Source organism: Arthrobacter sp. D3-16, assembly GCF_054408515.1.
Window position 1 is genome coordinate 4,174,023 of the sequence record NZ_CP096437.1, and the last position, 14,461, is coordinate 4,188,483.

Here is a 14,461-nt window from a genome sequence, read left to right on the forward strand (position 1 = left end):
GGACCCGTCCGGCTACCTGTTTCTTCCCCAGTCCCCGTTGCGAGGGCCTACACCCTGGGAGTGCTGTCGGAGCGCGTGCCCGCCAGCTGGGGAGCCCAGCCGTCAGCTCCCCGGAGATACGCCTCCAGCGTGAACTCCTGCGCCCTTCCCGGTTCGAGTTGCGGCCTGTCCGGGGTGATGCGGGACCCCGGGCCGTTGTTGTTGAACTCGTGAAAGCGCGCTTCCCGCCACGAGAATCCGCTCATGTCCGTCCAGGGTGCACCTGAAATATGCGCGCCCAGCCAGGAATCCCGGACGAGTACCTGTGCAATGGCGTCCACGTCCCCGCTGGGGTGCCAGGGGCGGCCCAAATGGACTGAACCGGCAGCGGCGAACGACACAAAGCGGCAGCCGGTAAACAGGTACCCGTGTTTGATCCCGATATTCAGGCTGCCGGCCGAAACGTAGCCGTTGTTACTCTCGGACCCACGGTTGAGGGAGCGGATTTCACTTTCGGAGAAGACTGCAGTGCCCCGGCCGAAGATGAAGTCCACGTCGCCTTCGATGTAGCAGCCGCTAAAGAAGAAGCGCGCCTGTACCCCGCGGGAGGGGGAATCAACCAGCAGCGTGTCCTGGTTGCCCAGGCACCGGACGTTGTTGAGCACGGCACGGTCTCCCGTCAGGAACAGCGCCACCGCCTGGCGGTTCTTCATGTCCTGGTTGGCGGCTTCGTCAAAGTCATTGCTGAAGGTGATGTTTGAAGCGGTGAAGTCTGGCCCGTCAACCCGAACGCTTGCGCTTCCGCCCGTCCCGTAGGGTCCGGTGCCATCCGGCTTCGGAGTGCCGGAGGCGTTGTTGTAAACTAGGACAACGTCTTCCGCTTTCTCCCCCAACCCGAGGAACGAGATTCTTGGCTTGTTGGCCGGCACCCTGATGGCCTCCCGGTAGACGCCCGGCTGGATCCGGATAAGGGTACGGCGGGTGCTGCCTGCGGGCACCGCGTCCACTGCTGCCTGGACTGTCGCGAACGCCTTGCCCCTGCCCACGTCCAGGACCGTGCGATTGTCCACGGGGCGTTCGCTGGGCCAGTAGATTCCCGTGAGAGCATCCAGCCCGGCATCGAGGTGCTGGAAGTACCCAGGGGGCAGCACCTGTTGCGCCCGAAGTTCGGACGCAACAAGCCTGGCCACAGCCAGGGCGCCTTCGGCCTGGAAATGTGTATTGTCAGTCACGCCTTGCGGGTACTGCGGATACTGGCCGGGAGTGGCATAGAGGAAGTGGGACTTGGTTCCCTCGGCCCCGAGTTTCTGCCAGAGATCCTTTGAGGAGGCGGTGAGGTCCACCAGTGGCGTCCCAGTGGCCGCCGCAAGTTCGCGTACGGCCTGCGCGTACGCGCCGTGCGAGTCCTGCGCAATGCCAAGGGCGCTGAACCGGCGGCGTTCCACCGGCGTCACCAGTACGGCCTTCGCGCCACGGCCGGCGGCACCGTCGATGTACTTCTGCAGGTACTCCTTGAAGGTGGTCTGCGGATCGGTTCCCCTGGCGGGGTCCTCCACCTTCTCGTCGTTGTGCCCGAACGAGATGAGCAGGAAGTCGCCAGGCTGGAGCAAGGCCACCACCTCGTCCAGCAGGCCGGCGTCGGCGAAACTCTTGGACGAAGCTCCGGACCAGGCGTAGTCAAAGACGTCAGCCTGTGGCCCCAACAGCAGCGGGAGGGCCTGCCCCCAGCCCGCCCGGGGACGCTCCGAGTGCTGGTAGGCGGAGGAGGTGGAATCGCCCACCACGAAGATCACGGGCCTGGTTCTTGCCTGCGGCGGGACGGCCACGGCACGGACTGCGGCTTCCGACCGGGCAACCCCTGGCCCGGCGAGCCCCGCGGCCGCCGTGACGGCCCCGGCGGCCACAGCGGCCAGCAGCGAGCGGCGCGTGGGTTGGAAGCACCTCATCAGCGGGCATCCCCCGCCGTGAAAATGGGCCCGACGGCATCCGCCAGGAGGGCGGGAACGGCCTGCGCGGCGTTGACGTGCGTCCGCAGTACTGGCGTCCAGGTGTCGTCACTGCTCAACTGCCTGTCCGCAGGGGCAGTTTCGTTGTAGGCGGCGCGGAGGTCGACGATTTTGCCGTTGACTGCGTTTCCGCTGGTGGTGATGACCTTCCCCTTGAAGTAGGAGATCAGGGACTGCACGGGGATGTCCGCCGGGAGTGTGAAGGCATTGGCCTCGGCGTGGAGGTGCGACTCAACACCTGCACCGAAGGTGTAGCCATACGGGATATCCGAATCAGGTGTTGTCTTGAAGTGGTTGTTGTAGACGTCCACCTGGCCAAAACGAACCCGGGGTGCGCGCTGGCCGACGTTCTCGAAAACGTTGTGGTGGATGGTCACCCGCAGCTTGCCGGCGTCTCCTCTGTTGGTCGAATCCGTGGACCCGATGAGCAGGAGTTTGTCGTGCTCGGAGAACCGGTTGTAGGACATCGTCACGAGGTCGGAGCCGTTAGTGACGTCCACTGCTCCGTCGTGGACCTGGTACGGGCGGCCGAAGTAGCTGGGCTGGGCGCTGTCCAGGTTCGGGGCATCAGTGAAGTGCGAATGGTCCACCCACACGTGCTTCGAGCCGTTGATGATCTGGAGCAGGTCGTACTCGCTGTTCCAGTTGCCGGTGGCACCGTCCGTGGGATCCCATGAGGGGAAGCAGTCGGCGGCGTCCCGCACTGTGAGGTTCCGGAAGATGACGTTTTCGGCGCTGTTGATCCTGAGGGCGGCTCCGGTGATGCTGCTGTCCGGGCCGGCACCGATGATCGTCGTGTTGCTGGGGATGTCCCACCGGATGGCAGCGGCCTGCTTGGCTGCGGCCAGTCGCCGCGCATTTTCCTGCGCGCCCTCCGGCTTTTTCGCGGTTCCGTAGCGGGCCGGGTCGAAGTCATGGAGGTACTGGGTCAGCGAGTAGCCGGTACCGCTGGCGTAGTCTTCACAGCTGATCGGTGCGCCGTCCGCGCTGGCGTTCGCAGCAATGTCTCCGTGGACCCGGATGATTTTGGGTTCGGTGCCCGTGGCGAGGGCCGCGAGGAGTTGCCCTTTGTTGGAGACGTCGTAGATCCGGTCTCCCGCAGCGGCTGACCCACCGGTGGTGCCGGCTCCCGAGGCCGCCCAGCCATCGTTCTCGGGTAGAACTTGGCGTTCAAGGGGCTGGCGGGCGGTCTGGGCTGTTGGATCCGCCTGCGGGGATGGAGATGCTGACGAATGGGCAGGGGCTGCAAGCAGGGATACGGCGATGGCCGCGGCGACCGATACGGGCGCGAATGGCATCTTCTTGCGCATGATCTCTCTTCCTCCATTGGAATGAACCACGCTTCGGCGCCGGCCCCGAACGGCCAGCGCGTCAGAAAGCGATTTCTCAACTATCGGAAAACGCTTTCTCCTTGTCAAGGGTTGGTTGATATTTGACACAGGCTTTCGGCGATCCGTCATGAGCCGCCCGCGGTCACTCGACCGCGGCCGCCCGGAGCGGGGTTGACGCTGCAGCGCTGCCCAGCAGGGCACCCCAGGTTGGTGTGCCACCATTGGGTTATGCGACTGATTGCCCGGGTACTGATCAATGCGCTTGCCCTCTGGGTAGCCAGCTGGATCCTCCCGGGGCTGGAGATCTCCAGTTCAGCAGCCGCGGACGCCGTGGCACAAACCGGTGTGACGCAGGGAACGGACACCATTGGGATCGTCCTCGCCTACTTGTTCATCGGCGCAATCTTCGGCTTGGTGAACGCCTTGGTGCGCCCGTTGGTGAGCTTCCTCGCGCTGCCCATTACCATCCTGACCCTCGGCCTGTTCACTATCGTCATCAATGCGGCGATGCTCTACCTGACATCCTGGATCAGCAGCTACACGCCGGTGCACTTCGCCATCGATTCCTTCTTCTGGACTGCCGTTTTCGCGGCAGTCATTATTACCCTGTTCTCACTGGTGGCCGGCCGGATTGCTGGAACCCGAAGGTAGCTGAATTCCTGGGCACTGAGCGCGCTGCAGCTGCTGAAGACCCTTCGGGCCCGGCTAGCGTCCGCCATACCCGCGCCCCTGCCTGCGGGTGTCTGCTGCATGGAGATTTGGCGTGGGAGCCTTGGTCCGGGCCAGGGAAAAGCGGGTAGCGGTGGCTGCCCCGCCGGCTCCCAGCACCGCCCCCAGCGCGGCGGTGGACCCAACCAGCGAGGGGTCGTTGCTCGCCGAAGCGAGCCGCGCGCCGTCCTGGTAAGTGCTGAGAGTGTGGCCTATTCCGATCCCGCCTTCCCCTTCCGCAGCCCTCGGTGTGTTGCTCAGGGAGACGGTCACGCGGTCTCTCGTGTCCGGATTTGGGGCCCCGTCGGAGCCCGGCACCCAGTCGGCGCGATGTTCAAGGTGCAGTGACTGCACTCCTGGCACGGGGTTAATGCCGGCAACCGGGGAGCCGGCAGTCAGCACGTACCGCAGGTCGTAATCGCGGAGGAACCTCGGGTCCGCAGCCAGATTCATCGCATGGATACCGCCCTGGCTGTACCCCACCGCCACCACCTGGGCTCCGTGCTCGGCGCCCGCGGCATGGAGAGCCTGGAGCGCCGCAACCCTCATTTCGTCCGAGCTGTAGACCATCGCCTCCGCTACTCCGGTTTCATCAAAAGGGTTTTCCCCGCCGGCACCGAAAGCAGGCTGAGTGCCGGGGACCATAACCACATAGGCCTTTTCCCCTCCGTTGGTGATCTCGACGACCTCAATAAAGCCGGCACCGCGTGCATCTATAAGTCGGATACGTTCCAGCAGACCGGCCGGGGAAGCGTCCAGGCTCACCGGCACCGTCTCCTCCAAGTGAATGTCAATCGGACGGCTGAGGGTGCCGGAACGCTCAAGGGCATCCCAGACCAGGGTTTCCTCCTCAGCCCGCCGCTTTACATCAGCGGCTGCGAGCCCAAGGCTGGACGTGATGGTCTCCATCGTTTTGTCATCAGGAAAGCGCGTAGCTGCCATGTTGGCCACCGAGTCGCGGACATCTGTGGGACTGACTATGCCCATCCACCGCGTAGCGCCGGCAAGCGACTCCGCCAGCTCGTACTCCCGTTTGCATGCCCGGACCTGGCTGCTGATCCGCTGCAGTTCCGTCCGCACTGCCTGCAGGCTCCGCTCGGACTCCCCTACCGCACTCAGGGCGATGGTTCCGGACCACCGGGGCAGATCCTGGAAGGGAACGAGGTCCTCCCAGATCCTGCGGACCTCAACCTCGAGTTCAGAAAGCCTGGCAGCGAGGTTATCCACCAAAGCGGCACCTCCGGCCAGTTCCTCCAGCTGGAAACTGATGCCGCCCACACCGCCACGGAGGGTAAGGGGCCCGTCATCAGGGGGACCGTACAGCTTGATGGAGCCGCTGCCGGACGGCGTAGCTTCGGCCATCACGGCCTGCCCGGATAAGTGCAATCAGTGGTAAAAGTTTCGCGGGCATGCCGCTCCACAGCAGCCTTTGCTTCAACGAGCGCCTCAAGGGCGCGCCGCAAGGCAGCAGACTGCAGCGATACCGCGTCCCGGTAAGCACGGCCGGCCGGCGACTCCCAATCGACCAGCTGAATATCCCTGAAGCCTGCCAGGACGCCTTCTCCGTGATCAATGCAACGGGCCACGCGGCCGGCCACCTGCTCCACCTGGGAAGCGCGCAACATATCTTGTTGCAGGCTTTCGCCTGCCGACTCACTGCTCACTGCCGTTCCCCTTCCCGCACAGCCCAGCGCCCCGTACGCACGCCCTGTGACGTACTGAAGTGAACGCTACGGAGGACAACCTGCCGGCCCAACCGCCGCCGTCGTCTATGTGGACAAGTAATTTTCACGGGACCGGCTCAAGCCGCCGCAGGAGTTCGTGAAAGAATCAGCACATGCCTGAAACTGCCGCCACAGCTGACACCCGTACGCCCTCAGGACGCCTGGCCCTCGCCGCGTCCCCGGAAAAAATCGCGCTCGGCCCGCTGGACGGCCGCTACCAGTCCGCCGTCGCCCCGCTCGTGGATTACCTGTCCGAGGCAGCCCTCAACCGCGACCGCGTGGCAGTGGAAGTTGAATGGCTCATCCACCTGACCAGTAACAACGTGCTTCCCGGCGCCGGCCCCCTGACTCCCTCGCAGCAGGACCAGCTGCGTGCCATCGTCACCGAATTCGACGCCGGATCGGTGGCCGAGCTGGCGGACATCGAAGCGGTGACCGTCCACGACGTAAAGGCTGTGGAGTACTACATCGGCCGGCGCCTCCCGGCCATCGGCATCGAGAACCTCACGGCCATGGTGCACTTCGGCTGCACCTCCGAGGACATCAACAACCTCTCCTACGCGCTGGGCGTCAAGGGTGCTGTGGAGGACGTGTGGCTTCCGGCAGCGCGCGCCCTCGTGGCCCAAATCAGCAAGATGGCCCAGGACAACCGTGCCGTCCCCATGCTGTCCCGCACCCACGGACAGCCCGCCACGCCCACCACGCTGGGGAAGGAACTAGCGGTCATCGCGCACCGCCTCACGCGCCAGCTCGACCGCATCGCCAAAACTGAATACCTGGGCAAAATCAACGGTGCTACCGGCACCTACGCCGCCCACGTTGCGTCGGTTCCCGGTGCGGACTGGCAGCAGGTGTCCAAATCCTTCGTGGAGGCCCTGGGACTGACCTGGAATCCCCTGACCACCCAGATCGAAAGCCACGACTGGCAGGCTGAGCTCTACGCCGACGTCGCGCGCTTCAACCGCATCCTGCACAACGTCTGCACGGATATCTGGAGCTACATCTCCATCGGCTACTTCGCGCAGATCCCCGTGGCCGGCGCCACGGGTTCGTCCACCATGCCGCACAAGGTGAACCCGATCCGCTTCGAAAACGCCGAGGCCAACCTGGAAATCTCCTCCGGTCTGCTGGACGTTCTGGGATCCACGCTCGTGACCTCCCGCTGGCAGCGTGACCTCACCGACTCCTCCAGCCAGCGCAACATCGGCGTGGCATTCGGCCACTCACTCCTGGCCATCTCCAACGTGGCCAAGGGCCTGGAACGCCTCGACGTTGCCGAGGACGTGCTGGCCGGAGACCTGGACACCAACTGGGAAGTCCTGGGCGAAGCGATCCAGATGGTCATGCGGGCAGAGGCGATCGCCGGCGTCGAAGGCATGGAGAACCCCTACGAGCGGCTCAAGGACCTCACCCGCGGACAGCGTGTTGACGCCGCCCGGATGCAGGAATTCGTCCAGGGCCTGGGCCTCTCCCCCGAAGCCGAAGCGCGGCTCCTCGCTCTGACCCCCGGGAAGTACACCGGCATTGCGGACCAGCTGGTGGACCACCTGAAGTAAAGAATGACGGCGGCGCCGGGCCTGGGAGGGCCTGGCGCCTCCTTCATTCCTGCGCCCCGTGCGGCCGGGACGGCGCCCTGCTTCCGGGTGGGAAACTGGAGGGATGAAGTTGCTTCTGATCCGCCACGGACAAACCCCTGGCAACGTGCTTGGCCAGCTGGACACTGCCCACCCCGGTCCCGGGCTTACGGAACTCGGTGAGCGGCAGGCCGAAGCCCTGGCCCGTTCGTTGGCGAACGAGCCGATCGAGGCTCTTTATGCCTCCACCCTGGTTCGAACCCAGATCACTGCGGCACCATTGGGCCGACTGCACAGCCTCGACGTCGAAGTCATGGATGGCCTCCACGAAATTGAGGCCGGGTCACTGGAAAAACTGACCGACCACGAGTCGCACAAACGGTACATGGGTACGGTGTTTTCCTGGGCCGCCGGTGATCTTGACCAGCGGATGCCTGCCGGACCTGACGGCCACGACTTCTTCGAGCGGTTTGATACAGCCATCGCCCGGGTTATGGAACGTGCATCCGGGGATCAGGCCACGGCAGCAGTTGTCAGCCACGGCGCAGCGATCCGCACCTGGGCCGGGCGGCGGGCGGAGGACGCAGACCACGAGTTTGCAGCGAAACATGCATTGGCCAACACCGGGATTGTGGCGTTGGAGGGTGATCCGGACAGCGGGTGGAGGCTGATCCACTGGGACGGCAGCCCGGTGGGCGGTCTGGCTCTTGCCGATCCCACAGCGGAGGACCCTACCGGACGGAATGCGGAGGGGCCCTAAACCAGCTGCCTGATCCGGCGGGCGGGGAACACGGCCATTTTTCGGCACGGGCTGGTGCTCTCTACTACGGGTACCGGGGGCACAAGCCGGGCAGCCATAGCGGCCGCCTCAGCCGCCGTCGGCCGTGCATCACTGTCCATAGCCGTAAGGGAGCCCAAAAAGCTGCACCATCCGGGACCGAGGGAATCCGGGATGACCGGGCTCCGAAGGGTCCGCGCCACCAGGGACTCGATGGCTGTGCCGGGAAAGGCTTTGGACCCTGTGAGAAGCTCCAGCAGGACCAGGCCCATGGCGTAGATGTCCCACGAGGTCCGGGCTGATCCACCCGCCGCCTGCTCCGGACTCATATAGTGCACTGTTCCTGACGAGATCCCCGGCTCCGGAGCCGAGCCGGCGGCAGCCACGATGCCGAAGTCGATGATGCGTACCGGGCTCCTCCGAAGGCCGCTGAGCATCAGGTTGGCGGGCTTGATGTCACGGTGGACGAGTCCCCGCCCATGCAGATGGGCAAGAGCCCCAAAGAGGCCGGATGCCCAACCGGCAACATCGCCGGCGCCGGGCCGGGAGGTGCGGGCTGCCTCTGAGAGGCTGTGGCCGAGGGCGAGCTCTTCAACCAGGAAGGGGCAGCCGGCGAGTGGCGTCCCGGCGGGCATCACGCCATGGGCTATGAACCTGATAATGGAGGGGTGCTGCAGTGCGGCCAGAACATCTGCTTCATTGCGGATCCTCTCAAAGTGCCTTTCGGAGCCGCCAACGGCGACCTTGACGGCAACATCTGGACCGCCGGCAAGGTCGGCAGCGCGGAAAACCTCAGCCAGTGAGCCCCGGCCCAGGCGTTCCCTGAGGTGGTAGCGGCCCGCCGCCAGGGAGATCCCGGAAGGAAGGGCAGCGCTCTTCTGCAGGGGCGCTGTTGCGGCGGAACTCATGCGGAGAGGGCCGCGGTATGGGCTTCTCCGGGATCAGTGAACCGCTCCCGGGTAGCGTAGGGGGACCGGATCCAGGCGTCGAGCTGAAAGCCGCAGCCGCAGCGCCAGACGGGAGGAAGCTGGACGGGACCACCGTCCTCCGGCTCGAAGGTGTAGCCGACGGCGACCGGCCCCACAGCAGGCGTCACCAGTTCCATGGTTGTTCCGCAGTGCCAAGGGGCGCCGCGCCAGGCGTTCACCTGCCCTGCATTGTCCAGCGACACCCTGTCGGCGCAGGCACTCAGGGCACCAAACTCAGTAAAAGTTACCAACACACTCACGACTCCAGCCGAAGTAATTTCATGATCAATCGTAAGCATACATATTACTAGTCCATCTAGCTAGTCGTCCTAGTTACTTTGAGCCGCGCTCTTCATCAACGCCCTGCAAGGCGTCAGTCATTCGCTGAAGGAAGTTAATAACGACATGCGCCTCGTCGGCGCTCAAGCCTTCAGCAACCGTCATCATGCGGCGGTGCATGGCACCGAGGGTTACCCGGACTTCCTTGTCCGACTCTACGGTTGGAACCACCACCACAGAGCGCCTGTCCGTAGGGTGGGCTTCCCGCCGCACGTGCCCGCTCCGCACAAGCCGGTCAATCAGCGTGGTGGTGGAGGCGCTGGTAATCCCCAGGAATTGGCTCAGGTCCTTTGGTGCTGTCGCCTCGCCTGCGGTATGGGCGCGCAGGAGATAGCGCAGGGCGAGGATGTCCGTTTCACCCATGCCCATGGAGTCACGGGTAGAACGCCGGACGGTGGTCTCAGCGGTCCGATAATCCCGAAGGGACTTCAGTACTGCGGCGCTGTAATCCAGCTGGCCGTCGGGGCCGTACCAATATCCAGAGCCTTCATTACCGGTGGAACGCATACAAACATTCTAGATCAGCTGGTATCTAGACAGCCAAGCGAGTCGGGGCAGGCGCGTTATTCGCGTGCTTACCGGGCAGAAACACCGGCGTAACCGCACACTCTTATCCTTGTTTTGCATATCCCTTCGGCGAATCGAGGCAGACATGCAGACCAACCCGCGCCTGAACATCCGGCAGGTCGATTGGGCCAACCCGGTTGGCGCGGACCTGCGCCGCGCGCAACAAGCCGAACTCGACGCCCGCTTTGGTACCCCCGACCACGAACCCGGCACGCCGCCGTCGGGCTCTGACTGCGCCGTGTTCCTGGTGGCCTATGACAAGGGATCCGGCCAGCCGGTGGGCTGCGGTGGCCTGCGGATGATCGACGCAACCACGGCGGAGATTAAGCGTTTGTACGTTCTCCCATACACCCGCGGCTCAGGAGTGGCCAGCTCCATCCTGGCCGCGCTGGAAGCAGAGGCCTTCAAGCAGGGCATTACCCGCATCAAGGCCGAGGCCGGTTCCGCCCAACCCGACGGGCGCAACTTCTACCAGAACTCCGGCTTCGAACCGGTACCTAATTTCGGCCCCTATGTTGGCGTTGCGCACTCCGCCTGCTACGCCAAGAGCATTGATGCCCGCAGCGCTGCACATACTGCCATGGCATAGCAGGAGCGTCGGGTCGCCGGGTATCCGCCGCACTCAATGCCGCCCGCACGCCTCGGCTCACCTCGGCCAATGCTGATCAGCCGGCGGAAGGGCTGCCGACGGCGGCGCGCTGGTTCCAGCGCCGGGCCAGCCTGAGCAGGCCGTCACGCAGCGGTTGGGAACGATCCGCCAGGGCAATGCGCACGAGCGCCGTGGACGCCAGGCTCAAGGCGCCGGTCCGCAGCAGGCGCCGTCGGTCGTAGGCACGAAGTGCCTCATCCTGGGGCAGGGTATTGAGGAAGTCAGCCAGTGTTACCGCGTCCACCAAAGACTCACAGGCACCACGGCCGAGGCTGGGGGCCATGGCGTGTGCGGCGTCGCCGATGAGCACAAACCTGCCCCGGACGAAGGACCTGAGACGGGGAGCTGTCCAGATCCGCTGCACCAGGATGCCCTCAGGCCTAGCGGCAGTGAGCACCTGGCGTATGGCTGGTGCATGCCCCGCGTAGCGCTTCCGGGCCTGCTCCAAGGCTGACGCAGCGTCAATTCCATAGGGCCCAAGCCCGGACCGGTAGCTGGCGTACCAGAACAATCCATCCTCTGCAGCGGCAAGGCCGAACAAGTCGCCGCGGCCCCAGTACTCTCCGACTGCATCCGGGTCAACCCGGGAAGGAAGAGTTCCGCGAAGAGCCAGGTATGGGGTGAGTCTGGCAGCGGTGCGGGTACCCCACACCTCCCGGCGTACCATGCTGCGCACCCCATCCGCCCCTACTACCAGGCCGCCATGGGCCGGAAGCGCCTGGAGATTGCCCGTTACCCGGCGCACCGTCCCGGGCACGGCCGCATCAAGCAGCCGCAGCAGGTCAACCCGGGAAATCGCGAACATATCCCCGCCGCTGACAGTGACCCACGGCTTGCCGGCACCGTTGCGGAGGGACCCGCTGCCAATCACGGGACTGACGGCGCGTGCCTCCTCGAGCACCCCGATCCGGGCGAGCGCTCGTTGGGCGTTCGGCCACATTCCCAGCGCGTTACCAACGGTGGGCAGTTCGGGCCGCTTCTCGTAAACGGTCACGTCGAAACGGGCCGGGTCCAGGCACGAGGCCAAAGCCAGGCCTGCAATACCGCCGCCAACAATCGAGACTGTTTCCATAGGACGATTCTACTACTTTTGTAGTAGTTGGGAAGGGGGTCATACACTGGGCCCATGCCTGACCGCCGTACAGAACTGATGGATGCCGCCCTGAAGGTGGTGGCGGACAAGGGCATGAAGGGACTGACCCACCGGGCCGTTGACGCCGCGGCGCACCTGCCCCAAGGCACCACCTCGAACTACTACCGGAACCGTGCGGTGCTGGTGGAGGCACTGCTGGACCGCCTGCTGGAGCTGGACGCCGCGCTCCTGCAGGAACAGGCACCGGTCGGGCCGCCACAGAACATTGAGGAGCTGGCAGCCCAACTGGCCGCCCTGGTGTTGGCCCTGGCCGGCCGGCACGCCGGCCTCACCCGCGCCCGGCTGGCCCTCTCGCTGGACCAGCCCGAATCAGTAACAGCCGGGCATTTCCGGCTGGTGGGCGGCCTCGAACAGGCCCTCGCCGTGCTGGGAATCGCTGATGCGCCCGGCCGCGCCCGTGATCTCGCGGACTACGGCGACGGCGTCCTGCTCCACCTGCTCACGGTCAGGCGGGACGAACAGCCCGACGCAGCAGCCATTGCCGCAGCAGTCCGGCGGCTGCTGGCCCCCTGAGGCGCCTTTCCGTATCGCGCACGACGGCGACCTGCCGCCTGACGCGGCGCCAGCCCGGCGTCGTACGCCTGGGAGCCTGTCAGACCGGGGAACCTGTCAGGCCTGGCCCGGCCAGCCCGTGTACGCCTCGGCAAGGTAGGCCATGCCGTGCCGGGAAGACACGACGGAATGCAGTTCGCCGAGCTGCCGGGCCCGTGAGAAGTCATCGGCGTCGGCAGGGGTGTGCAGCATGGTGGTCATCCAGTAGGAGAACTGCTGCGCCTTCCATACCCGCTCAAGGGCCCGGTCGCTGTAGGACTCCAGCAGGCGGCCGGAGCGGGAGTTGTATTGGCTGTCGAGTCCTTCAAAGAGGACTTTCACGTCATGGATCGCCAGGTTCAGGCCCTTGGCGCCGGTGGGCGGCACGGTGTGTGCGGCGTCCCCGGCCAGGAACAGGTTGCCATGGCGCATGGGCGTGTGGACGAAGCTCCGGAACGGCAGGACCATCTTCTCGATGACCGGTCCCTCCTTCAGCTCGAAGCCGTTGCCGTTGACGCGGCTGCGGAACTCGGCCCAGATCCGGTCGTCATCCCACTCGGCAACGTTCTCCTTGGGGTCGCACTGGAAGTACATCCGCTGGACGGTCTCGGTGCGCTGGCTAATCAGGGCAAACCCGTTGGCCGAGTTTGCGTAAATCAGCTCGTCGGAACTGCGCGGGGCTTCGGCCAGGATGCCGAACCAGGCGAAGGGGTATTCGTGGAAGTACCACTTGCGGTGCGCTTCCGGGATCTGGAAGCGGCAGTGGCTGCGGGAGCCGTCAGCACCCACCACGAAGTCCGCCTCGATCTCGTAGTCCACGCCCTGTTCATCGGTGAACCGGACCTTCGGCTTCCCCTCAAGGTCGTGGACGGAGGTGTCCGTGACGCTGTAGCGGACGTCGCCGCCGTCTGCCTTCCGGCGCGCGGCGAGGTCCAGGAACACGTCCGTCTGCGGGTACAGCCACACGGACTCCCCCACCAATTCCTTGAAGTCGACGCGGTGGCTCTCGCCGTTGAAGCGCAGTTCGATGCCGTCGTGCCGGTCGCCGTCGCGCAGCACCCGGTCCGAGACACCGCTGTCCACCAGCATGTTGACGGTTCCGTGCTCCAGGATGCCGGCGCGGACGGTTTCGGAGATCTCCTTGTGGCTGCGGACCTCGATCACGGTGGACTCGATACCGGCGTTCGCCAGCAGGTGGGAGAGCATCAGCCCGGCAGGTCCGGCTCCCATGATGGCCACCCGGGTGGTGATGATTTTTCGTGCTGCCATGGCGCTGTCTCGCTTCATCGCGGGCTCCGCAGGGCGGTGCCGGTTTGCTGGTCTGGCACCCAGTGTGCGTCACGTGGAGTGACTGCGGGCACACTAATTCCGTTGAATGGCAGGGGTATCAGGATTCGGCCAGGTGGCGGGCGATGCCGCGCGCGGCGGTCTGCAACGCCGGCACCAGCGCCTGCAGGCGCATCTCGCGCAGGGGCACCACGACGCCGAGCGACGCCACGGCGCGCTGCCGGCGGTTCAGCACGGGGACAGCGATCCCCCAGGTATCCGGATCCACCACGCCCTTCAGCTGGGCGAATCCCTGGTGCGCAGTTTCGGCCAGCAGCCCGCGGACATCGTCCTGGCTGACCTTCCCGTCAGGGTCGGCGAACTGGTCCAGGTACTGCCCCCGGAGGACCATGTCCTGGTGGGCCATCAGTGCCAGTCCGGCAGAAGAAATGTGGACCGGCATCCTGCCTGCCACCCGGGCCCGGTTGGACACCGAACCACGCCGGGACAGCCTTTCCACGAAGAGGGCGTCCCAGCCGTCAAGCACCGCCAGGTTCACGTTCTGGTTGAGGACCTGCTGGATGTCCTCCATAAACGGCATTGCCGCCTGCCGGAGCGCCAGTGTGGGAGAGGTGCGGTTGCCCAGCTCCCATAGCCGAAGTCCGGGCCGCACCGTGCCACCGGGTCCGGCATCCAGGAGTCCGTGGCCGGCGAGCTGGCGGACCAGCCGGTGGGTGGTGGTCAGCGGAAGGCCCGCGCGTTCCGCAAGTTCCGATAGCTGAAGGGCGTGGACGTCCTGGGGGAAGGCAGCGATCAGGCGGACAATCCTGTCCACCAGCGAATCACCTGACGCGGAATTGGCCACCACGCACCCCGTTTCCGTTCAAT

The 14,461-nt window shown here is 65.3% G+C and carries 15 protein-coding genes; 5 read left to right on the forward strand and 10 right to left on the reverse strand.

What is annotated here, in order from left to right:
• Nucleotides 1-47: 47 nt before the first annotated feature.
• On the reverse strand, nt 48-1,925 hold the full coding sequence (locus tag M1D32_RS19465; protein WP_458780237.1) for a pectinesterase family protein: 1,878 nt from the start codon (nt 1,923-1,925) through the stop codon (nt 48-50).
• Entirely contained in the window at nt 1,925-3,295 is a 1,371-nt protein-coding gene (locus M1D32_RS19470) for a pectate lyase family protein (protein ID WP_458780238.1), read from the reverse strand. Before M1D32_RS19470 ends, M1D32_RS19465 begins: the two co-directional genes overlap by 1 nt.
• 249 nt (nt 3,296-3,544) lie before the next feature.
• Between M1D32_RS19470 and M1D32_RS19475 the strand changes: the two genes are divergently transcribed.
• Nucleotides 3,545-3,967, forward strand: a complete 423-nt coding sequence (locus M1D32_RS19475) for a phage holin family protein (RefSeq protein ID WP_458780239.1) — start codon at nt 3,545-3,547, stop codon at nt 3,965-3,967.
• Between the two features lie 54 nt (nt 3,968-4,021).
• On the opposite strand, the gene M1D32_RS19480 is transcribed toward M1D32_RS19475, so the two are convergent.
• Both M1D32_RS19480 and M1D32_RS19485 read right to left on the reverse strand, forming a co-directional pair.
• Nucleotides 4,022-5,410, reverse strand: a complete 1,389-nt coding sequence (locus M1D32_RS19480) for a hypothetical protein (RefSeq protein WP_458780240.1) — start codon at nt 5,408-5,410, stop codon at nt 4,022-4,024.
• Entirely contained in the window at nt 5,386-5,688 is a 303-nt protein-coding gene (locus tag M1D32_RS19485) for a hypothetical protein (protein ID WP_458780241.1), read from the reverse strand. Before M1D32_RS19485 ends, M1D32_RS19480 begins: the two co-directional genes overlap by 25 nt.
• A gap of 173 nt (nt 5,689-5,861) precedes the next feature.
• Here M1D32_RS19485 and purB point away from each other — a divergent pair, with 173 nt between their 5' ends.
• Together purB and M1D32_RS19495 are read left to right on the forward strand one after the other, a co-directional pair.
• Nucleotides 5,862-7,304 (forward strand): adenylosuccinate lyase, encoded by a 1,443-nt coding sequence (gene purB, locus M1D32_RS19490; protein WP_458780242.1) that lies wholly within the window; start codon nt 5,862-5,864, stop codon nt 7,302-7,304.
• Nucleotides 7,305-7,407: 103 nt separating this feature from the next.
• Nucleotides 7,408-8,082, forward strand: a complete 675-nt coding sequence (locus tag M1D32_RS19495) for a histidine phosphatase family protein (protein ID WP_458780243.1) — start codon at nt 7,408-7,410, stop codon at nt 8,080-8,082.
• On the opposite strand, the gene M1D32_RS19500 is transcribed toward M1D32_RS19495, so the two are convergent.
• The 3 genes from M1D32_RS19500 to M1D32_RS19510 all read right to left on the reverse strand — a co-directional run bounded on the left by M1D32_RS19500 (nt 8,079) and on the right by M1D32_RS19510 (nt 9,914).
• The gene (locus M1D32_RS19500) at nt 8,079-9,008 is read right to left on the reverse strand and encodes a serine/threonine-protein kinase (RefSeq protein WP_458780244.1); all 930 of its coding nucleotides are present in this window, start codon (nt 9,006-9,008) and stop codon (nt 8,079-8,081) included. The genes M1D32_RS19495 and M1D32_RS19500 overlap by 4 nt on opposite strands.
• On the reverse strand, nt 9,005-9,328 hold the full coding sequence (locus M1D32_RS19505; protein ID WP_458780245.1) for a hypothetical protein: 324 nt from the start codon (nt 9,326-9,328) through the stop codon (nt 9,005-9,007). Before M1D32_RS19505 ends, M1D32_RS19500 begins: the two co-directional genes overlap by 4 nt.
• Nucleotides 9,329-9,401: 73 nt before the next feature.
• Complete coding sequence (locus M1D32_RS19510) at nt 9,402-9,914, reverse strand: MarR family winged helix-turn-helix transcriptional regulator (protein WP_458780246.1); 513 nt, start codon at nt 9,912-9,914, stop codon at nt 9,402-9,404.
• Nucleotides 9,915-10,059: 145 nt separating this feature from the next.
• Between M1D32_RS19510 and M1D32_RS19515 the strand changes: the two genes are divergently transcribed.
• Nucleotides 10,060-10,563: a GNAT family N-acetyltransferase gene (locus tag M1D32_RS19515; RefSeq protein WP_458780247.1), complete on the forward strand. Its 504-nt coding sequence runs from the start codon at nt 10,060-10,062 to the stop codon at nt 10,561-10,563.
• Between the two features lie 76 nt (nt 10,564-10,639).
• Here the strand turns inward: M1D32_RS19515 and M1D32_RS19520 are convergent, their stop codons facing one another.
• A complete protein-coding gene (locus M1D32_RS19520) occupies nt 10,640-11,695 on the reverse strand; it encodes an FAD-dependent monooxygenase (protein WP_458780248.1) in 1,056 nt (351 codons plus the stop codon).
• 54 nt (nt 11,696-11,749) lie between these two features.
• On the opposite strand from M1D32_RS19520, the gene M1D32_RS19525 reads away from it, so the two are divergent.
• Nucleotides 11,750-12,289, forward strand: a complete 540-nt coding sequence (locus M1D32_RS19525; protein ID WP_458780249.1) for a TetR/AcrR family transcriptional regulator — start codon at nt 11,750-11,752, stop codon at nt 12,287-12,289.
• A gap of 96 nt (nt 12,290-12,385) precedes the next feature.
• Here M1D32_RS19525 and M1D32_RS19530 read toward each other — a convergent pair whose 3' ends face one another.
• On the reverse strand, nt 12,386-13,576 hold the full coding sequence (locus tag M1D32_RS19530; protein WP_458782239.1) for a 4-hydroxybenzoate 3-monooxygenase: 1,191 nt from the start codon (nt 13,574-13,576) through the stop codon (nt 12,386-12,388).
• 118 nt (nt 13,577-13,694) lie between these two features.
• Nucleotides 13,695-14,438, reverse strand: a complete 744-nt coding sequence (locus M1D32_RS19535; protein ID WP_458782240.1) for an IclR family transcriptional regulator — start codon at nt 14,436-14,438, stop codon at nt 13,695-13,697.
• Nucleotides 14,439-14,461: the final 23 nt, after the last annotated feature.